General features: G+C 51.6%; 16 protein-coding genes. 8 read left to right on the forward strand and 8 right to left on the reverse strand.

Annotation, left to right across the window (positions count from 1 at the left end; genetic code table 11):
• Nucleotides 1-333: a hypothetical protein gene (locus tag ACGHM3_RS06475; RefSeq protein ID WP_345427396.1), complete on the forward strand. Its 333-nt coding sequence runs from the start codon at nucleotides 1-3 to the stop codon at nucleotides 331-333.
• A gap of 179 nt (nucleotides 334-512) precedes the next feature.
• On the opposite strand, the gene ACGHM3_RS06480 is transcribed toward ACGHM3_RS06475, so the two are convergent.
• The 3 genes from ACGHM3_RS06480 to ccoG all read right to left on the reverse strand — a co-directional run bounded on the left by ACGHM3_RS06480 (nucleotide 513) and on the right by ccoG (nucleotide 3939).
• Nucleotides 513-1823 (reverse strand): type II toxin-antitoxin system HipA family toxin, encoded by a 1311-nt coding sequence (locus ACGHM3_RS06480; RefSeq protein WP_345427398.1) that lies wholly within the window; start codon nucleotides 1821-1823, stop codon nucleotides 513-515.
• On the reverse strand, nucleotides 1823-2146 hold the full coding sequence (locus ACGHM3_RS06485) for a helix-turn-helix domain-containing protein (RefSeq protein WP_345427399.1): 324 nt from the start codon (nucleotides 2144-2146) through the stop codon (nucleotides 1823-1825). Before ACGHM3_RS06485 ends, ACGHM3_RS06480 begins: the two co-directional genes overlap by 1 nt.
• 419 nt (nucleotides 2147-2565) lie before the next feature.
• The gene (gene ccoG / locus ACGHM3_RS06490; RefSeq protein WP_345427401.1) at nucleotides 2566-3939 is read right to left on the reverse strand and encodes a cytochrome c oxidase accessory protein CcoG; all 1374 of its coding nucleotides are present in this window, start codon (nucleotides 3937-3939) and stop codon (nucleotides 2566-2568) included.
• Between the two features lie 253 nt (nucleotides 3940-4192).
• Here ccoG and ACGHM3_RS06495 point away from each other — a divergent pair, with 253 nt between their 5' ends.
• The 3 genes from ACGHM3_RS06495 to ACGHM3_RS06505 all read left to right on the forward strand — a co-directional run bounded on the left by ACGHM3_RS06495 (nucleotide 4193) and on the right by ACGHM3_RS06505 (nucleotide 8847).
• Nucleotides 4193-5635 carry a PLP-dependent aminotransferase family protein gene (locus tag ACGHM3_RS06495; RefSeq protein WP_345427403.1) on the forward strand — a complete coding sequence of 481 codons (1443 nt, stop codon included), beginning with the start codon at nucleotides 4193-4195 and terminating at the stop codon, nucleotides 5633-5635.
• A gap of 609 nt (nucleotides 5636-6244) precedes the next feature.
• Entirely contained in the window at nucleotides 6245-8539 is a 2295-nt protein-coding gene (locus ACGHM3_RS06500; protein ID WP_345427405.1) for an FdhF/YdeP family oxidoreductase, read from the forward strand.
• 2 nt (nucleotides 8540-8541) lie between these two features.
• A complete protein-coding gene (locus ACGHM3_RS06505; protein WP_345427407.1) occupies nucleotides 8542-8847 on the forward strand; it encodes a hypothetical protein in 306 nt (101 codons plus the stop codon).
• Nucleotides 8848-8959: 112 nt separating this feature from the next.
• Here the strand turns inward: ACGHM3_RS06505 and ACGHM3_RS06510 are convergent, their stop codons facing one another.
• Entirely contained in the window at nucleotides 8960-9784 is an 825-nt protein-coding gene (locus tag ACGHM3_RS06510) for an oxidoreductase (RefSeq protein ID WP_345427409.1), read from the reverse strand.
• 300 nt (nucleotides 9785-10084) lie between these two features.
• Here ACGHM3_RS06510 and pepN point away from each other — a divergent pair, with 300 nt between their 5' ends.
• The 3 genes from pepN (at nucleotide 10085) to ACGHM3_RS06525 (ending at nucleotide 13994) form a co-directional block, all read left to right on the forward strand.
• The gene (gene pepN, locus ACGHM3_RS06515) at nucleotides 10085-12727 is read left to right on the forward strand and encodes an aminopeptidase N (RefSeq protein WP_345427411.1); all 2643 of its coding nucleotides are present in this window, start codon (nucleotides 10085-10087) and stop codon (nucleotides 12725-12727) included.
• Nucleotides 12728-12961: 234 nt separating this feature from the next.
• A complete protein-coding gene (locus ACGHM3_RS06520; RefSeq protein WP_345427413.1) occupies nucleotides 12962-13456 on the forward strand; it encodes a hypothetical protein in 495 nt (164 codons plus the stop codon).
• Nucleotides 13434-13994, forward strand: a complete 561-nt coding sequence (locus ACGHM3_RS06525; RefSeq protein WP_345427415.1) for a hypothetical protein — start codon at nucleotides 13434-13436, stop codon at nucleotides 13992-13994. Before ACGHM3_RS06520 ends, ACGHM3_RS06525 begins: the two co-directional genes overlap by 23 nt.
• An 86-nt stretch (nucleotides 13995-14080) precedes the next feature.
• Here ACGHM3_RS06525 and ACGHM3_RS06530 read toward each other — a convergent pair whose 3' ends face one another.
• The 3 genes from ACGHM3_RS06530 to ACGHM3_RS06540 form a co-directional block, all read right to left on the reverse strand.
• Entirely contained in the window at nucleotides 14081-16285 is a 2205-nt protein-coding gene (locus ACGHM3_RS06530) for a hypothetical protein (RefSeq protein WP_345427416.1), read from the reverse strand.
• Between the two features lie 296 nt (nucleotides 16286-16581).
• Nucleotides 16582-17859: an ABC transporter permease gene (locus ACGHM3_RS06535; RefSeq protein ID WP_345427418.1), complete on the reverse strand. Its 1278-nt coding sequence runs from the start codon at nucleotides 17857-17859 to the stop codon at nucleotides 16582-16584.
• Nucleotides 17856-18536, reverse strand: a complete 681-nt coding sequence (locus ACGHM3_RS06540) for an ABC transporter ATP-binding protein (protein WP_345427420.1) — start codon at nucleotides 18534-18536, stop codon at nucleotides 17856-17858. The genes ACGHM3_RS06535 and ACGHM3_RS06540 overlap by 4 nt, the downstream gene beginning before the upstream one ends.
• A 263-nt stretch (nucleotides 18537-18799) precedes the next feature.
• On the opposite strand from ACGHM3_RS06540, the gene ACGHM3_RS06545 reads away from it, so the two are divergent.
• The gene (locus tag ACGHM3_RS06545; RefSeq protein ID WP_345427422.1) at nucleotides 18800-19465 is read left to right on the forward strand and encodes a DUF3299 domain-containing protein; all 666 of its coding nucleotides are present in this window, start codon (nucleotides 18800-18802) and stop codon (nucleotides 19463-19465) included.
• 50 nt (nucleotides 19466-19515) lie between these two features.
• On the opposite strand, the gene ACGHM3_RS06550 is transcribed toward ACGHM3_RS06545, so the two are convergent.
• Nucleotides 19516-20604, reverse strand: a complete 1089-nt coding sequence (locus tag ACGHM3_RS06550; RefSeq protein ID WP_345427424.1) for a CobW family GTP-binding protein — start codon at nucleotides 20602-20604, stop codon at nucleotides 19516-19518.
• Between the last annotated feature and the right edge of the window lie 4 nt (nucleotides 20605-20608).

Consider the following 20608-nt stretch of genomic DNA (forward strand, 5'->3'; position numbering starts at 1 on the left):
ATGCTGACTAAATTAGAAAAAGACAATCTCTACCATCTGATTGTTGCCGTAATTGGTGACGATGCTACCGTTAAAATCTATAGGCATGACTTTAACGACAACACTGTAGACATAGTGGAGGATATGCTGTCAGCCGATTCCAAGTGTAATTCCAATATGAGAAAGCTCATTGTGGACCTGTCAAGCAGTGGAAGCCTTGCCACAAAGGGTTGGCTTAAGAAGCTTTTGAAATTTAATAGTAAAGTTATAAAAAAAATCGACCTTAAGGGGTATGGGTGTCAAGTTACGGTCAAGTCACGATGGAGGACTGCAATCGTAAATAGCGCCATATAGCTGTATGCAGCTACTGTGCAATAGGTTGCAATCTGGAGAGAACCGAACCCAAAGGCACTCACCTTAATAAACTACCAAATTCGTCAGCGACTGAACTAATAACATCGCCAAGAGTAGGCGGAAACCTCTTGGTGACTTTGGGAAGAAATTTATTTACCAACTGGACGTTAGCTATAAAATCAAATTCTCAATCTAAGATTACCCGCAACCTCCTCGATTAAAGCTCGGGGCACTTCCCACTGTTTGGCCAGTTGTTGCCATTTGGCAACGTGCTCAATAGTTTCGTCGATAATGCTATCGATTTTTCGTTTGCTAAACAGCGGGCTTAGTTTTTCTAGGCTGTAGAAATCCGCTCGGGTGAAGTCGTCTCGCTTCCCGTGCAGGCTCATCCAGTGGCTGTTTACCCATTGGCTGCCGGGTTTGTAGCTGTAGGCTAGGTCGTAGGCTGGGGCCAGTGCCCAGGTTTTGTTTTTTAGTACAAAAGTAAAGTTTTTGGCGTGGTCGTCGTGGTTGCGGGCAACTATGTTAAACACCAGCCGCTTTAATAATTGCTCGGCATCTGGGGCGGCCAGTTTTAATTGCCGGGCCACGCCAAACAGCTCTGCGTATGAAAACGAGCCCGGTTTCTTGTAATCCACGTGGGCTATGCCGTTCAGCGTTTGTATGTGTCGCTTTTTATTTTTTATGCGGTCAAAACGCTGGGTAATAAAGTGGCGCCGGTTGCCCTCGGGTAGCAGGTGGCAGGGCATCATATCTATGCCGCAGTTTTTGGCGAGTAGGTGGTATACGTATTCCATAGCGCCGTAACCCAGTGGGTCGCCAAAGGTTTCTTGGTTTTGGTTGTGTTCGCTTACACCGTCGAACTTCATTAAATGGTGGGTAAAGCCCTCCGGCACTGAGGTTTGGCCAGAGCGTACTTGGGTAAAATCTTGGTTGAAGGCCAGTACGGCCTTTGGCCTAGCACCTCCGGCACTCATACCTACCGATAACAATGCCATCATGGCTTCACGGTCTGATTGGCCGTGGCGTTTCAGTGTTATGTCGAACTTGCCGCGCGAGTTCAAAATTTCTTGCGCGATGGTCACCAATGATTGGATTTCTACCTGCTGGGATGCATTTAGGCCGCGCACTTGTGTGGCCGGGGCAAATTCTAAAGCGCCCATGCCGCGTTTGCCCGTGTATTGCAGCCTTTGCAAAGGCGTAATATCGCTGGGCGAACGGCCTTGCTCTGCCACCCAGGCGTTGAGAACGGCGTTGCCAAAATCATCGGGTAGAGAATCGGCAATAAGGCCAGGTAGGCCTTTGAAGGTGCGGAAGTTTAATTCGGGAAAACTATAAATACGCTGGGCCAAGGGCATTTTTATCGGCGAAAGCTGAAGGCCCTTTTCCACAAAGCTGGGTGCATATTCAAAGGCGCCCTGGCCTGTGTCGGTATTAAAGCTGACTGCACCAACTTGGCTGCCTTGGTAGGTTACATTAACGGCTTCCATTACCACGCTGGCGGCTCCTCGTTTGCGTCTGTGCGCTTACCAGAGGCCCGCTGTCGTTTTTTACCCTGCAGTTTTGCCAGTTGCAGTGGCGATATTTCTTGAGTGGGGATAAAAAGTTCTAGTTGGCTGGTTAAGTCCAACGCCATGAGAATGGCGATCAATACCTCTAATTGAGCTTTGCCTTTCTCGGCGTTGATCACCGTTTTACGCGCCACGCCAGCCAATCTGGCTACATCTGCCTGAGTAAGGTCGCGGTTAAGGCGGGCCTGCTTTAGGCGCGTGCCAATTTCTTCTGCGTAGGCTGAGGGCGTTTTTACAGTCATTCATAAAGGCTCAAATAAGGTACTTTAGGGCACTATTTGCTCTAAATGTAACCAGTTTAGGACTTTATGTCTGACTTGTACATTAGTATTTTAATGTTCCTATTCGGGGTCATTAAGTGCTTATTTTCCCTATAAAGTACATATTATGGAACATTAAGTGCTTTTGTCTATCTGGTGTACACGAGGCCAGCAGCAAGGTCGATGCAAAAACTGATAAAAAGTAAATAGATACAAAGCGGGTAAAAGGCTAATAAAACACTGGCAAAAACAAGCACGAGACATCTAAAAGTAAAGGCACTGCCAAGTTAGGCGCGGGCCGGGCGAGCGGTGCTGAATGGGAGCACATTCAATGAGGCGGTTTTTTGTACCAAAGCTTACTGTTTAGAGTCCTCTCTTTAAGGCACTCTCAACCCACCCCATCAAAACCCACCCCCCAAAAACGTCGTCTCCTTCTCAACCCTAACCGCCTGCCCCTCAAAGCCAAACACAATCTCACTCACCCCTGGCTGGGCCGCTTCATCGCACACTCTATACGCCAACCACTCACCACTATTTTCGTTTAAGTCAATCACGGCTGGGCCAAACAGTTGGTAGTTGGCGGTGCCGGTTACAGTAACGGTTATTCGCGTTTCATCGGGGTTAAAGCTTTCTACTTTTATGCGGTAGTTGTTGCAGATGTGGTGTTGGCCCAGGTGGGTGGTTAGGGCGTTTCTGTCTCGGCTTATGGCTACTTGTAGGCTGGTGGTGTGGGTAAAGCCATAGGCCACGGCGCTGGTGGCCAGTAGTAGGGCGGCGGCGTAGCCCAGCAAGCGGGTGCGGGCCTGTGGCGATGGTTTGTTTTCCAATTGGGCAAGGGATGCAAAGCGGATTAGGCCTTTGGAGCGTTGGAGTGTGGCCATTACTTTATCGCAGGCATCAATGCAGGCGCCGCAATCGATGCAGGCGGCTTGCAGCCCTTGGCGGATATCAATGCCCACCGGGCACACTTGCACGCACAGGCTGCAGTCTACGCAGTCGCCTTGGTGTTTGTTGTTATTAAGTTCGGTGTTTTTACGTTTGCTGGCCCGTGGCTCGCCTCTGCTAGCGTCGTAGCTTACGGTGCGCGTGTGTTGGTCAAACATTACGCCTTGTATGCGGGAGTAGGGGCAGGCGTGCAGGCAGATTTTTTCTCGCACTAGGCCGGCGTTGAGGTAGGTTAGGGCGCTCATTATCAATAGCCAGCCCAGCAGTAGGGGGCTCAGTTGTAGAGTGGTTGCCGAGGCGAATATGTCTCGCACGGGCACAAAGTAGCCGGTAAAGGTGATGGCGGTGGCCAGGGCTAGTAGTAGCCATAAGGTGTGCTTGGCTATGCGCATTAGGTTTTGTTTGGCGGTGAGTGGCTGGCCTTCGCGGCGGGCTCTTTGGCTGGCACGGCCTTCGGTGAGTTGCTCTATGCGTATAAATAGCCATGTCCAAATGCTTTGCGGGCAGGCAAAGCCGCACCACACGCGGCCCCAGGCCACGGCCATAATACACAGCAAAAATGCGCCGGCCACCATTAGGCCAGCCAGTAGGGTCAAATCAAACCAGGAGTAGGCGTGGCCAAATACGATGATTTTGTGCTGCGCAAACGAGAACAACAGCCACGGCTGGCCATTGTGTTGTACCCACACTAAGCCAAAAAACAGGCCCAGCAGGGGCCAGCTGATTAGCCTGCGAATATTTTGATACAGGCCCTCGGTAAGGCGCACGTGTATTTTGCCATCGCCATTATCGGCCGGAGTTTGTAGCTGTACGGTTGGTATTTTTTGCACCTGGTGATCCCCGCGTATTTTCTGGTGGGCAGGTTACGCTTGTACTTTGGATAGGGTCAGGTATACATTTATTAAAATTAATAGGTACAGATTGCTGTGGGTCTGCCTAGCTGGCAATTGAGTGGGTTTAGGTGGTCTTAGTTGGTAATGGGTGGAACTGGATGGCCCTGGTTGGAGATAGGTGGGCCAAAATGGGCAAAGGTGGCTAACGGCAGATGTGGCAAAACAGACGTAAAAGCAAAGACAAGCAGTAATGAGCGGGCAATACCGATATCAACAGCTAGAGCACTGGTTGCGGCAGGGCATTACGGAGCAGCGCTGGCGGGCCGGGGAGCGGCTGCCGTCTATCCGCACCCTGTGCCAAGAGCGCGGTTTATCCAAGGCCACGGTGCAACATGCGTTGCAGCGCCTAGAGGCCCAAGGCCTATTAGAGGCACGGCCCAAGGCCGGGTATTTTGTGGCGGTAAAGCCTGCGATGGTGCCGGCCCCCAGCGGGTCTTTTCCCAACGGGCTTGCCAGCGGTGTTGGCGAAACCCAAGCGGCGGTAGAGCCACCGCGTTTGGTAAATGTAAGCGATTTATTGTTGGATATTATGCGCCGCAGCGCCGCCTTCGATTTGCTGCCCGGGCCCAACAGCGATGATTTGCCCCCAGGCATAGTCGCCTTAAACCGCTGCGTTGGCCGCGCCCTTCGCCGCCAGCGCGGTGCCGATTACCAATACTATGATGACCCAGCCGGGGACAGCACTCTGCGCGAGCAAATTGCCCTGCACAACGCCCGCCGGGGCTGGCCGGTGCAGCCCAATCAGTTATGCATTACCTCTGGCTGCCAGCACGCGTTGTTTTTGGCGTTGATGGCCACCTGCCAACCAGGGGATGTGGTGGCGGTGGAGTCACCGGGTTTTTATGGCGTGTTGCAGCTGCTGCAACAGTTAGAGCTGCGCGTGGTTGAGGTACCCACCTCGGTGGCTACGGGTATGGATATGGATGCCCTGGCGGATGTGCTTAAGCGGTGGGATGTGCGCGCCTGTGTGGTATCGCCGGCGTTTGCCACACCGGGTGGGGCCTTAATGCCAATAGCCGCTAGGCAACGGCTTTTAGATTTGGCCCAGCAGCACAACCTGGCCATTATTGAAGACGACATCTACGCCGATACCGCCCAAAGCACCGCACCCGATCCGCTCAAAGCAATGGATGCCGATAACCGAGTTATTTTATGCAGTTCGTTTTCGAAAAGTCTTTCCCGCGATTTGCGTTTGGGTTGGGTATCCGGTGCGCGCTGGCATGGCCGTATTCAGCATTTGAAGTTAGTTACGCAATTGGCCAGTAGCCGCTTTTTACAGCAAGGCGTAGCGGTGTTTATGGCCGATGGCAGCTATGGTGCCCACCTGCGCCGCCAGCGCCAGCAGTTGCGCACTAACCGAGATCAATTACTCGCCCAGCTGCACAGTTGGCCGGGGCCGGTACGGGCCAGTGTTCCCGAGGGTGGCTTGGCGGCGTGGGTAGAGCTACCCGGCCACGTGGATACCTTGGCGGCCTACCCCTTGGGTTTGGAGCAGGGGGTGGTAATAACCCCTGGCCCGTTGTTTTCGGTATCGGGCCAATTTAGCCACTGCCTGCGCATCAGCTTTGCCCACGGTTGGGATGCTAAGCGCATGGCAGCCTTGGCGCAGTTGGCCAGCGTGTTAAATTTGTAGCCTTTTACTTTTAGGCTGTTAATAGCGGCCAAAACCCGAACCTGAACCCGAACCCGAACCCGTACAAAATAAAACCCTGTAGGCCTCGGTAAATAGAGCCCGCTTTTTTATGTGTAGATCTGCTCGAATACCTGATTTACCGCGAGTATTGATGAGCTATTTTTTTTAATGGGATTGGCTGTGTTGGCGCCGGGTTTATTCTGCTGGTTTCAGCGATAGACCTGGCAACATTTGCCGGTGAATTTGCTGCCCCGGCAACGCAGTATAATATCTTGGTGTTAACCAATACCGTCACCTGATCCTGCTTGATGGAAATTACCCTAGAGGGAACGGTGGAGCCCGCATCGTCTTTATGCAACACCATTGTCTACTGCATGGCGGCGTTGCTTATCATCGCGTTTTTTGCCAACCTGTCCACACAGCCGGTGGCAGCTAAGCACCCTTTGGTGAACACGCACCCTAAGGATGCGCCAAGCGCTGCTGCCGCCGAAGTTTTGCTCGCTACCAAGCCTGCGCAACAATGGTTGCTAAGGCCAAAACCGAGCAGGCTGAAGAGGCGACTGAGCCAATTAAAATTCGTAAGAGCCGTAGCAATTGTGGAGCCCTAAGATGCCAAAAGACGAACACATTAAAAAGCCCTCTTCCGCCGCGGGTGGTTGGGGGGCGCTAAAAAGCGTTGGCAAGCAGCTTATGGGCACCGGCCAAGCGGTAACCGGGGCTAAAACGCTACTCAAGCTGAACCAGGCCGATGGCTTTGACTGCCCTGGTTGCGCCTGGGGCGACCCTGAACACGGCAGCTCGTTTGAGTTTTGTGAAAACGGTGTTAAGGCGGTGGCCTGGGAGGCTACCCGCGCCCGAGTGACGGCGGATTTTCTGCGTGAGCATTCGGTGGCTAGCTTACAAACCTGGTCGGACCACGATTTGGAACACCTGGGCCGGTTAACGGCTCCACTGCGTTATAACGCCCAAACCGACCATTACGAAGAGGTCTCTTGGTCGGCGGCCTTTGAAGGCATTGCCCAGGCATTGAACGCGTTAGAAACCCCCAACCAAGCCGAATTTTATACTTCTGGCCGGGCCAGCAATGAGGCCGCGTTTTTATACCAGTTGTTTGTGCGGTTATTTGGCACCAACAACTTTCCGGACTGCTCCAATATGTGCCACGAGGCCAGTGGTGTTGCGTTAACCGAGGCCATTGGCATTGGTAAGGGCACGGTGCAGTTGGAAGATTTTGAGCAGGCCGATTTAGTGTACTGCGTGGGCCAAAATCCGGGCACCAACCATCCGCGTATGCTGGCAACCCTGCGTGAGGTGATTGAGCGTGGCGCCAAGGTGTGCGTTTTTAATACTTTAAAAGAAAAGGGCCTGCATCGATTTGCCGATCCGCAAAATAAAATTGAGATGATCGTCGGTGGCTCCCAGCCAACCTCTACCGAGTACTTTCAACCAAGGCTCGGCGGCGATATGGCGCTGTTTCGGGGGATGTCCAAGGTGGTGTTGGAAGCCGAAGATAAGGCCCGTGCCGAGGGGCAGCCACCGGTGTTGGACCACGACTTTATCGCCGGGCACACCTCCGGCTTTGAAGATTGGTGCGATATTGTGCGAGCCACCGATTGGCAGCATATTGAGGCGCAATCCGGCCTCAGCCGTGCCGATATCACCCGCGCCGCGGAGCTGTACCTAAACGCCGATAAAGTCATCGTTACCTGGGCCATGGGCATTACTCAGCACTTGCATTCGGTGGATACCATCCGAGAAATCGCCTCGTTTATGTTTTTACGCGGCAACATCGGCCGCGAGGGTGCCGGCCTATGCCCGGTGCGCGGGCATTCCAATGTTCAGGGCGACCGCACCGTGGGTATTAACGAGAAAGCGCCAGCGGCTTTTATGGATGCCTTAGAAAAAGAACTGGGTGTGACCTTGCCGCGTGAGCCTGGCCACAATGTTGCGGATGCCATTGGTGCTATGTTGAATGGCTCGGCCAAAGCATTTTTTGCATTGGGCGGTAATTTTGCCCGAGCCGTACCAGACAGCACGCTGGTGGCAGAGGCCATGGGCAAGCTGGATTTAACCGTTAATATTGCCACCAAGCTAAACCACGGCCATTTAATGCCGGGTAAGGTTTCTTATGTGCTGCCCTGCCTGGGGCGTACAGAAATCGATAAGAATTCCAAAGGCGAGCGGCAGATGATTACCGTGGAGGATTCCATGTCCATGGTGCACGGCTCGGCAGGCATCAACACACCGGCATCTGATCAGTTAAAGTCTGAGATCGGTATTATTGCCGGCGTGGCCAAAGCCACCCTGGGCAGCGAGGTTGTTGATTGGGATGCGCTGGCCGACGACCACGACAAAATACGCGATATGATTGCCAGGGTGCTGCCGATGTTTGGCGAATTTAACACCCAGGTGCGCAAACCGCGCGGGTTTTGGTTACGCAACCCGGCGGCACTGCGAGAATGGAACACACCCACCAACAAGGCCAACTTCGGTGTGGCCCAATTGCGCGATCAAACCGAGTGGCAGGCCGCCCAGGGGCAGGAGGCAACCTTTGTGCTGCAAACCTTGCGTTCCCATGATCAATACAACACAACCGTGTATGCCATGGACGATCGCTACCGCGGTGTGTACGGCATTCGTAATGTGGTGTTTATGCACGCCGACGATATTAAGCGCATTGGTGCCAAGGCCGATGACATTGTAGATGTCGTCGGCTGTTATAACGACGGCCGAGTGCGCGCCTGCCGTGGTTTTCGCTTGGTGTCCTACGATATTCCCAGGGGCTGCATTGCCGGCTATTACCCGGAAATGAACGAATTGGTACCGCACCAAACGGTGGGCACGCAGAGCTTTACGCCCACGTCCAAATCGGTAATGGTGCGCATCGAACCCCACGGCGAATAAAATTGGATTCGGCAGAAAAGTTGGCAGCGGCCTTTGCCGCCGCCGAGTCTACAGGGCTTGCGTTTTTAAGCCCTATTGGGCCACTGGTGCTGGCCGCTGCCTGGGAAGAAATTGCCCAAGACAGCCGCAAGTTCGCCCGGGTGTTTGATGTAGAACACGCGCTGGTAATTCGAGAATGCGTGCACCTAGCATCCGATTTAAATCTGATTACCCTAACCTATAAAAACGAGCGCTCTTCCCGCGTGGGGTATGAATTAAACGATAAGGGGCTGGGCATATTTAACGCGGGCCCGTTAGCGCCGGTTTAGCGTTTGGGTAATTCGCGTGCCTTTATATTTTGGCCGCATTAAAGATTGCCCATCAGGGCTTTCGCTTTTTATAGGCCAGTAACAACCGCTCGAAACCCCCCAAATAGTTCGGCTAGGCCTCGGTAGATAACGTCACGCTTTTCCAGGTATCGATCTGTTCCGCCAGCTCGGCAAAATGGTAGGTGGCGTATTTGTAGGCATCTGGCCCCAGCAGCAGTAGGGCGGGTGGCTCTGCTTGTTCGCTTACGGCAATAATTTCTTTGGCAACTTTTGCCGGGTCGCTGGGTTCTTCACCTTGGTGGTTGGCCAGGGTGGGGCGTGCCAGGTGCGCGGTGATAGCGTAGTCGGCTATGGTGGGCTCGGCGCCTTTTAGCGAGCCACCGCCAAAGTGCGTGCGCATGCCGCCCGGTGCCACGTTAACTACCCGTATTCCCAAGGGTTTTACTTCATCGCGCAGGGTGCGGCCAATGCATTCCATGGCAAATTTAGAGGCACCATAAATAGCCGAGCCCGCCCAAGGCGCCAACCCGCTCACCGAGGATACGTTAATAATCAATCCCGCCCGCCGGGATCGCATGGCCGGCAACACCGCCTGAATCAGCGCAATAGCGCCAAACAGGTTTACGTCAAACAGCGCGCGCATTTCTGCTAGGGGTATTTCTTCTATGGCGCCGGTGTAGCCGTAGCCTGCGTTGTTTACCAACACATCAATAGGCCCGGCCAAGTCCACTGCAGCCTGCACGGCCGCCGCAGTTCCGCTGGTATCGGCCACATTAAACTGCACTGCAAAGCTGGCGCCGGGAGCCAGGGCCTGAAACATGGCGCAATCCTCCGTGTTGCGAATTAACCCCACCACCTTATGGCCCTGTGCCAAAAGGGCCTTGGATAAATGCAGCCCAAGCCCCTTGGCTGCGCCGCTGATCAACCAGTTCGCCATACAAACTCCCACATACCCGTTTTTAATTATCCCCAAAGAATAGGCGCACCAACCGCCTGGGGGTGGCAACGCCATAGTGGGTATAGGCTAGCGGAGATTACTGTGCGTCTCTTGTCAGATTCGGCATAAAAACTTGCCCAGGCTGTTTTACTACGGTTTGGCGTGCGGAGTGCTCCTTGTGAGAGATGTATGCTAGAGCAGGGCTGTGCCGTTCATTGAGAATATGGCAAGCTCAGTCGTCTCTTCGCTAAGTGTGCTGAAGCACACATTCTTGAATTCAGACTATAAGGTAACTTCTTAATGATCACCCGCGTAGCCCGCACCCTTGCTCTGCCCGTTATGGTGGTGCTAACGGCCTGTTCCGAGCCCAATACCGATGTAGATGTAGTCGAAACTACGGCCCAAGTAGAGCCCCGCCAGGTGGCCGAGTTTTTGTCTCGCAGCCAGGCCCAGTACCGCGCCGAGCGTATTAGCAACGTACACTACCAGTTGCAGCTCAGCCTGCCTGCGCAGAACAAGCCCTTTAACGGCACCGCCAAGATAACCTTTGAGCTGGCCGATGCTAGCAGCCCTATCACCTTGGATTTTGTGGAGGGCACGGTTACTTCCCTTAGCGTCAATGGCGCGGCGGTGGCGGTGGACCACAACGGCTACTTTATTACCCTGCCAAGCGCGGTGCTCAGCGAGGGCGAGCAAACCGTGGTGGTGGAGTACACCCACCCCTATCGCCGGGATGGCCGTGGCCTGCATTGGTTTGAAGACCCAGTAGATGGCGAAAGCTATGTGTATTCGCAGTTTGAGTCCTGGGATTTTAATAAGGTGTTCCCCGGTTTTGACCAGCCCGACTTAAAAGCCACTTACACCCTAACGGTTGAGGCACCGTCCCACTGGCAGGTGATTAGCGCCACCCGGGAGACCTCGGTTACCGACGTATCCTCCCAGCGCAAGCAGTGGCAATTCGCCCCTAGCGAAACTTTCAGTACCTATTTAATTTCTTTGCACGCCGGCCCTTACAAGATGTGGGAGGAGGCGGAGCCGTTTCGTATTCCGCTGCGCTTATTTGCGCGCAAAAGCTATTCAGAACACGTAGAAGTGCAAGAGTGGTTTACCGTTACCCGACAAGGGTTTGATTATTTTGAAAGCTACTTTGGCACGGATTACCCCTTTACCAAATACGACCAAGTACTGGTGCCAGAATTTGTGTTTGGCGCCATGGAAAACGTGGGCGCGGTAACCTTTGCCGAGCGCTTGCAACCCCGCCGGGAGCAAACCAAAGCCGACCGAGAAACCATGGCCATTGTGGTAATGCACGAAATGGCGCACCACTGGTTTGGCGATTTGGTTACCATGCAGTGGTGGGATGATTTATGGCTTAACGAAAGCTTTGCCGATTTAATGGGCAACCAAGCCACCGCCGAGGCCACCGAATACACCGGTGCCATGGAATTGTTTTCTACTCGGCGTAAATCCTGGGGTTACAGCGAAGACCAGTGGATAACCACCCACCCCATTGTGCAGGATATTTATAACACCGATGTGGTGATGTCCAGCTTTGATGGCATTACCTACGCCAAGGGCGCGTCTTCGTTAATTCAATTGCAGCACCTTTTAGGTAAGGATTCTTTTCAGCAGGGTATTGCACAGTATTTTAAAACCTACGCTTGGCAAAATACGCAATTAACCGATTTCATTGGCACCCTGGGCGATGTGGCCGAGCGTGATTTATCCGCCTGGACGCAAAGCTGGTTAATGCAATCTGGCGTTAATGCGTTAAAAGCACAATTCATTTGCGAAAACGATGTGATAGCAGAATTTGATTTAATTCAGCAGCCGGCAAATGTCAGCGGTGCCGTGCGAGAGCACAGCTTGGATGTTTTGTTGGTGGATAGCAGTGGCGAGCGTACCACCTTTGATGCTCACCTAACCGCAGAGCACAACCCGCAGGCTGACGCCATTGGTAAACCCTGCCCGGCGTTTGTGTTGCCCAATGTATCGGATTACACCTTTGCCACCATTTTGTTGGATGAAACCTCCATTGCCTATCTGCAAGATCACCTGCCGGAATTTAATAACCCGGTAGAACGAGGCATGATTTGGCGCAGCTTAAAAGAGTCGGTATACGCCGGCGAATTAACCGCGCCTGCCTATTTAGATATGGCGTTAAAACATTTGGCCGGTGAGGCCAACGATGGTGTGCTTTCTACCCAATTAAATGTGGTGTCTTCGGTTTATGGGTTTTTGGTGCTGGCGCAACAACAAGTGCCAGAGGCCAAAGCAGCCGCCACTGAATACCGCGCTAAATTAGAAGCCATGGCATGGCAGCAATACCAGCAAGCCACGGATGACTCTTTAAAACACAGCTGGTTGGGTTTTTGGATGGATACTCTGCATTCCAGCGAACAACTGGCTAACGCCCGTGCGCTGTTAGAGGCGGCGGAGTTGAGTATTGATGATCAATGGAGCCTGGCCGGTGCGCTGGTAAGAGAAGGCGCCGCCGAGGGCACCGTGTGGGTGGAAAAACTCACCGAGCAAGATAACTCTGCCAACGCCCAGTTAAACGAATGGGTAGCCTTGGCCCAGGCGGCGGACAGTGAAGCCAAACGGCAATGGCTGCAAGAGGTAGCCAATGTGGAGAGCGATAAATCCTACACGCAAATGCGGTCTATATTGGCCATGTTATTTGCAGTGGAACAATTTGCACTACAGACCAGTTTAAAAACAGATATCCTGGCCCCGCTGGAAAATATCAACAGCGCGTTATCGCCGGTGTTACTGGCAACCTATGCGCAGTCGGTATTGCCGGTGGAATGTTCTAAAAAGGCAGAGGCCGATAAACTGGCCCTGGCTGCCAAGCCAGATATGCCTGCACCGGCGGTTAAATCTTTGAAAAAGGCTTCCCAGGTGGAGGATATTTGTATGAAGGTTGCTGGGGCTTTGAGCTAAGGGCTTGATAGTTAGGTAACTTGGGTTAGAGGGCTTATAGTTGGCCCTCTATCGATTTACACTTAGCAGGTGATAGAAAGATGGAGCTGGTGCCGCTCCGGTCTAAGTGCCTGTATTTTATTTCCCATATTGTTATTCAGAACACATAACAAAATATTCATAGGTGAACTAAAGTTGGCTTATGGCTACCATGTAAGTAACTTGTCCTATCATTCAAAAATATAGGATATAGCCATGAGTGACGCATTGACGAGAATTTTTACTACCTGGAGAACATACCCGGACGGCGCTAGTACGCTTGAGGCAACGGTGGATAAAGCGTTTAACCGCTGTACCAAGGCGGTACAGCAGTATCAGGATGGGCAGGGATCGATAGTCACTGCTTACGATGCCGGGTGGTACAGAGATAAATCTGAGAAACACGTCAACTTTGAGTTTACGTGGCCCCAGGCTGATGTTGTCGAAGGAAATTGTGTTTGCACGATTAGTAGCCCATTAGCAGAGGGGATAACACCGACTAAAAGGCCGATTGACTCCCGCGACGGCGTTAAGGCATTGGTTATTTGCTTGGGTAAACTAAAAGCTCTAACGCCGTCTCGCATAACTATCTATCAAGATATTTCAGAACGTATTAGTGCCCCCATTTATGTGAAAACATTTAATACTAGAGAGTATTGGGTGATCGAAAAAGATAAAGTAGAAGAGTATGCAATTGCGGCAAATCACTGAGCAATTTAAGCGGGCTGGGCTTTTTGGGATGGTATTAGCTGGATTGAGCGGTTGCTCTGAAAAGATGCGTGGTACGCCGCCGGATACCTATCCCGACGGCGGTTTTGAACCGGTTTCAATTTATTCGATACTGGCGAATCCCAGCCAGTTCAGCCAGCGTCACATTGAGGTGAAGGGCTATCTTGCGTTTCATGACGGATACTGGTCCTTGCTCCCTTCTAAGGAAAGAACAGCAATCATTGATCTTCCTTCAACAATCCGATTACGTGTTGCTATGTTAGATGAGGAAAGATGTAACGGGGCCTGGGTGGCGGTTAAGGGCGTTACTAAGCCTTTTATCGGGATAGACGTGGAATTCGATCCAGATAAAATTCAGTATATCAGCTTAGCTGAGCACCCCGGCAGGTGCTACGTCTCTGAAGAATTTGCCAAAAAAATTAAAAGCGGTAAAGGCAAAGTAATTATTGTTGAAGATGGGGAAGAGATCCCGCCTGCGGAGCCGCGTGACGAAGAGTCTCCCAATGCGGCTTTTCAGTGAGTTTTCACTTTCAGTCTATTTTTAGTATCTGTCTATCCAGTAAATAAAAATCCCGCAGAGGCTACGGCCACTGCGGGAAATCCTTTCTATTGAACCACCACCCGCAATCGATCTAAATTGTATAACTTGGCATAGTCGGTGGTCATATCGCCCTCACGATGGGATGCCCCTCGTAGCACGACGAAATACGTACCGGGTTGGTTAAACGTGTATTGCGTGGTTACCGTTACGGTTTCTTTACCTGGGGTTACTTCGACCTTGGTGGCGAATTCGCCGGAGCCATCGAAATCCCATTCAGCCGCTACTACCTTGCCTACACCGGGTGGTACTGTAATTTCACCGCTGAACTCCACAGGTTCGCCGGCTTTTACCTCGATGCGTTCGCTATCACCGGTGTGGATATTTACCACCGGTTGTATCCCTTTGCGCTGTTGTGCGTTATCAGGAATCACTACCTGGGCATCGACAATCTGGTAGTTGTCGCTGGCCGGTGGGGGGGTGCCTTTCTCTGCCCAGGCGGCTAGGTCTCGCAGGGCTTGTTGCAGCATTCCTTGGTAGCTAACGATGCGGGTAAATTCGCTTGCTTGAGGTTGGTCGCCGTGCAGCGCTCGGTCGGTGTAGTACAGGCGCACTTGATCGTCGGCTTTATCGCCGTGGTAGGCTTGCACGCGTTTGAGGTACCAATCGGCCTGCCAAGGCATGGCTTCTCTATCTAACAACGATGCAACGAGGATGACCTTTTCGTCCACTTCGCCGGTCATTTGCGAACCCACGGTGTTTTGCACAAACATTGGCCCTATTAAAAATGGGCGCTGGGGATAAATAGGTTTACCTTCGGCATCGCGGAATTGATCCCAGGCGGGGAAATCTGGCCCCGGTACTTGGTGGCGATGGTAAGTTTGCACCGCCAAAAAGTTGGAGTTATCCACACGTACTTTATCTCCCACGGCTAGAGAATCTACCAAGGTTTGGTCGTTCATGCCCAGTACGATAATGTCTTCCTTGATGTGGGCCAGGGTCAGTTCTTTACCCTCAGCTGAACCGCTGTTGATGACTAGGTCGCCGCCCAAAAACTGCACCTTGGGCGGTGTGGCTGCCAATTTAAATGCGACAACTTTGCTGGCTTCGTCGGCGGACATGGTGAAGGCTTCGTCTACGCCACCGCGATTTTCGGTGTTGGATGCATCGGTAGAGATATTGGCTTCTGCCGCTTGTTTAGCGGTAATAAGTTCGGTGATTTTGCTTTCAAATTGAATACGATAACCGTCAAAGGCGGTGGGATCGTCGTGGCCAAGGTAGCCGGGAGTTGTCCAGAATTCGGTAAAGTAGCCTGGGTCTGCCATTCTTACGCCGCCGTACAAAGCGGCAAAGCCGTGGATACCCATGGTCTTATAGCCGTACCAAGATTCTGGTGGAAAGCCCATGCGGGTAACTTCGGTGTAGGCCTTGCGTTGCAAATCGGTTAAACCAGCGTAGGGATCGCTACCACCCGCGTCCACTGCATCGATAATGCTCGGGAAATTATCTTGTAAAATACGCATGGCGTGCATGCGTACGGTAAACATATTGGGGATGGCCATACTTGAGCCCAGTACATAGGGTACAACACCATCCCATACGCCTTGGGTGTTCTCCGCCGAACCAACGGTGCGATAACCGCCACCGGAACCACCATAGGCATAGCCATAAGGGCGTTCATCTGTTTGGTAGATGGCTTGAGCAACTGCGCGGGAGTATTGCGCCGCTGCAGCGTTAGCCCGGTAGGCGGTGATGGTTGGATCCTGTGGCGAGGTACCGATGGACGCCAGGGTCGAGTCGTCGCCACCATTGGTTTCAACAAAATAAGCGCCGCTGTCTATTGAGAAGCCAATTTTGTTGTACATGCCGGCGGGCATTTCTTGCGCTAGGTTCTCGCTTAGCGGTACCGGAGTAATGTGTTGAAAAAACCGCCCCTGGTATAGGTCTTTTGGAGGGAAATAATAGGAGAACCGAGTTTGCGTGCCGCTAAAACCGCCGTGAATATAGCGGTGCGGCACAGGCGCATCGCGCATTTCGTCGATGTCTATATAGGGCTTGGAAAAGTGCGCGTCTCTGTCTAATAAGGCTTGAGGGGCGGATGGGGCGGCTTGTTCTACCAGCAGCGTTGGCATGGTGTCCGTTTGGTTCTGGTCTGAATTAGAGGTATCACTACCACAGGCGTTTAGCATAAGGGCCGCTATTACGGCAGCGCCCGAGGAGAGTAAACGCTTGGGATTAGTCAGCCCAGCGCTGGTGATTAAATTAAACAACATAAGAAAATGTTTCCGGCTAGTATTTTAATGCAATTTCATCCTAAGACGACTTCCTTGCCGCTTTTTACAGACGTTAGTAAAGAGTATTTTCTATTATTGGCACGACCAATAACTGGGGCTATTGAATGCACTTTCGTCAATTATATTTTTTATCGCCAGTGCTTGCGCTGAAGTCTGTTTCGAATTTGGTTAATAGAGTTATGATATGTGGCCATCTGCAGTGAGTTGTTGTCCAGATGAGTATACGCAGTTGGCCTGAAACTAACCTTAAATGAGCGCTTTCATACCGGTCGGTTTTAGAATTGTTTAAGAGTTGCCTGGCGGTAAGCGGAAAAACTGGGGATAAATGCCACGATGAATACGCTGGCAATAATAAGCCCCAGTAATATAACGGTGGTGGGCGTTAGCAGGTTTGCGCTGATTAATAAGCCATAGTGGTCGGCAAGGATGGGGGCGGCCACAGCCAGCACTGCGCTTAGTAACGCCAAGCCCAGGAGGCAACCCAAGGTGGTAATAATAAAAGCTTCGGCCTGAATCAACAGTAACACCAGCCAGGGTGGAGCTCCTATGGCTCGCAGCACGGTTATTTCTCGGTTGCGCTCGCGAATGGAGGCCAATAGCATGGCCGCCAACCCAAATTCCGCAGCCAGCAATACCAGCAAAGAGATAACGCGTAGGGTGTTTTCCATGGTGGCCATCAATTGCCACAGTTGGCTGAGAGTAACGCCGGGCAGAATTGCCGAAAGCGGTTCTTCTGGGTAGTTGTTTATTGTGCGTTGCAATGTGAAGGTGGCGAGTTTTGATTTTAAGCCCACCATATACGCAGAAAGGCTTACATCGCCGTTAAGATCTTCGTGCTCATGCTCATGCTCATGCTCATGCTCATGTTTGTGCTCTTCTGGCTTACGGTTTGTTGGCGTTGCTGCACCTTGCTGCCAGCCGGCGTGGATGGCATCAATTGCTGCCAGTGGTACGTACAGTGCTTGGTCCACCGGTGTGCCCGTGGAAGATAAAATACCCACGGTTTTAAATGGGCTACCGGTGTGTTTGCTAAAACTGGTGCTAGCCATACCGTGAGCCAATTCTAAACTGTGGCCAATGGAATAACCCAGTTTGCGCGCTACCTCGCTGCCCAGTACAACATCGTAGGTTGAGTTAAAGGGCTTTCCTTGGCTAAAACTCAATGGCTTTTTATTGCCGTAATTAAAGTGCGTAAAATAATTGCTGTTGGTGCCCACCACAGGAAACCCCTTGTGAGAGTCTCCAAGAGCGATGGGGATTGTCCAGGCCACCTGTGGATTGCTGGCAAACTGTTGGTAGCTTTGCCAACTTACGTTGTTGGTTGCGTGGCCAATTCTAAATACCGAATATAGCAATAAGTTAATATCTCCGGTGCGAGCGCCTACAATTAAATCAATACCCGATACTGTATTGCCGAAACTGTTTTTGGCTTGTAAACGAACTTGCTCCACCGCCATTAACACAAATACGCTAACCGCAATAGCCATTATAGTGAGCAGGGCAGAGCCTTTACGGCTCCATACACTGGCCAGCGCCAATCGTAATAAAATCATTGCCTAGCTCCTGCCCGGTTAAAGTCACTCAGGGCTTCTACCCGTGTCATGCCCTCGCTGAGTGAAAGGTCGTGGCTAACAAATAACAGGGTGGTATTGTGTTTTTCTACTTGCCGCAACAACAGCTGCATAAACGCCGCTCGGTTTTCGGCGTCCAAAGCCGAGGTGGGCTCATCGACAATTAACAGCTCTGGGCGGTTTATTAAACTGCGGGCGATGGCCACACGTTGCTGTTGGCCAATGCTTAATTGGCTGCATTTTTTTTCGGCAAGGCTGGCGTTAATGCCCAGAGTCTCTAATAACTCATGGCTGTGCGATTTCGTATCCTTGCCCTTGCCAAAGTGAGCGCCAAGCTGAATATTTTGCAAAGCGTTTAAATAGGGGATTAAATTAAATTGTTGAAACACCACGCCGATATGTTGAGCCCGCCAACGGTCGCGCTGGCCTGGTCTCAACCGATGTAAGGGCTGGCCTAAAACTTCCAAAGTACCTGGGTTATGTTTTTGATTGCACACCAATATGCCGGCTAGGAGATTCAGCAAGGTGGTTTTACCGCTGCCGGATGGCCCGTGCAAAAACACTCGTTCGCCAGCTTCAACCTGCCAGGTTGGAATATCCAATATTGGCTGGCTGTTTTTGTGGTAACGATAGATTAAATCTGAGATGCCAATCAGCACTGTAGGCCCCTTACATGCTTACTCGGCTGGATTTTAAATCAGCCTAAGTCCCGCGTTTTTTCCTGTCGCAAAATGATATAACATGTCATCGAACTATACGACACCCCCGGTGAACTTGTTGGCTAGCGATCATTCCTATGAATAGGATTTTTGGGGCCGGCTGAAGCGTTGGTCTGGTACCTTAGGTGGATTGCGCCTTAGACGGGGCGAGCTCGATGGATAGCTTGATGCCTGTGAGAGAGGCGAGTTTGGAGATTAATACGATGTTAGGGATATTTCACGGTCATGGCCGGAGCGCCTCTTACGTGGGTGCACTGTGCGCTGCCGCATTGTGGCTTTGTGCTTTTCACAGTGCACAAGCGCAGGATGACTCCGCGCCTGAGGTGATAGACGGTTATCTTACTGTGGAATGGCCAGAGCTTATGCCACAGGCGGATTTGGATGCTTTGCTCAACCCGCCGGAAGAGATTATGCAAATTCAGGATGGCTCGGAAGAAGACCAAATCACCAGTCAGCTAAAAGCGGAATCCGGTGAGACGCTTTCTGGTGGAGAACCTGTATTCGAGGATTCCGCCCAGGCAAAGCGTTATCAGCAGGCGTTAATTTCTACGACGATTGTGCCGGAATACGATGGTAAGCAAATTAGAATTGCGGCGTTTGTGGTGCCCTTGGCGTTTGGTGAAGGCCCGCAGGATGTTACCGAATTTTTCTTAGTGCCGTATTTTGGCGCTTGCATACATGTGCCACCGCCGCCGCCCAATCAAATTATCTTTTCAGATTTTCAAAAAGGTTTTGTTTTAGAATCACTCAGTCAGCCGTATTGGGTGTATGGGAAATTGGCCACTAAAATAGTAGAAAACGATACCGCAACCGCGGCCTACAGCCTAATGGTAGATAAAGTAGAGCCTTATACGGAATACAACGGCTGAGCTTCAGCTCACTCGCCCGCTGTTTTGCTATTTATTTGTTTGGTATAGACCTAGCGATACGCTAGGCAATCCATTAGTGCTTGGGTGAGCTCGGTGTCGTTTAGGGCGTAATCGCTGATGATTTCCAGTCTGCTATCATCGGATTCATAACCCGGACTTTGGGTGAGTACATCGTCAGCTTTGTTGAAGACAGTAATACCTTCCGAAGTAATAAGAACGCCCTTAATTCGTTCGGCCGGTATGCCCAACAGTAATAGGTTGAGTTTATCGGTATTAAAAACCCACCGCGAATCAAAGATCCAACCCACTGTATGGAAGCCGTCGCCAGAACCAGTTAAGCACAGGTAGCCTTCCTCTGGTAGTGTTTTTTCACTGAGTAATTCTACGGAATTTGCACTTGGGTGGTGGTGAGTATGCGCGTTACTTTTGACGCTATTCGGGGCGCTACTATTGGCGCTATTTAGGGCATTAACCTCTGGCGTAAGCGGTTTGGTTTGTGAGCGTTTGGTTTGCAGCCACTTGGTTTGCAGCCATTGGGGTTGTAATTCACCGTTTTGCACTTGGTAAATAGGCGCATTACTTAGGTTGCCTTTAGATTCCAAATAAACCAGTAGATTACTAAAATCCTCTGGCTTGTAGAGATCGGATTTATTCGCCACTATTACATCGGCTACGTCTAGCTGTTGGTTAAAGGTAGCGTGTTGGGTGTAGCGAGCATCTTTTATTTTGCGCGCGTCAACCAGTGTGATAGTGGCTTGCAGGGCGAGTAATTCTTGATTGTAATCGGCCCCTAGGGTATCTAATACTTCTCGCGGGTGGCCAAGGCCCGTGGGTTCAATCAGTAGCCGCTGGGGTTTCGCTTTTGCCAGCAGCATATTCATCGCCATTTGCATGGGCAAGCCCGCGGCGCAACACATGCAGCCACCGGGCACTTCTTTAATAAATACGTTTTCAGCTTGTTGGCCCAGCCGGCTGTTGCATAGTTCGCCATCGATGCCGACCTCACCAAATTCATTCACTAATATGGCCCAGCGTTCATCGCTGGGTTTTTGCTGTAACAGATTTAAAATGGCTGTGGTTTTGCCAACGCCAAGGAACCCGGTGATAACATTAGTTGGTATAGCTGTCAGTTTTGTCATCGAT

This window comes from Halioxenophilus aromaticivorans (assembly GCF_042850945.1).
Classification (GTDB): domain Bacteria; phylum Pseudomonadota; class Gammaproteobacteria; order Pseudomonadales; family Cellvibrionaceae; genus Halioxenophilus; species Halioxenophilus aromaticivorans.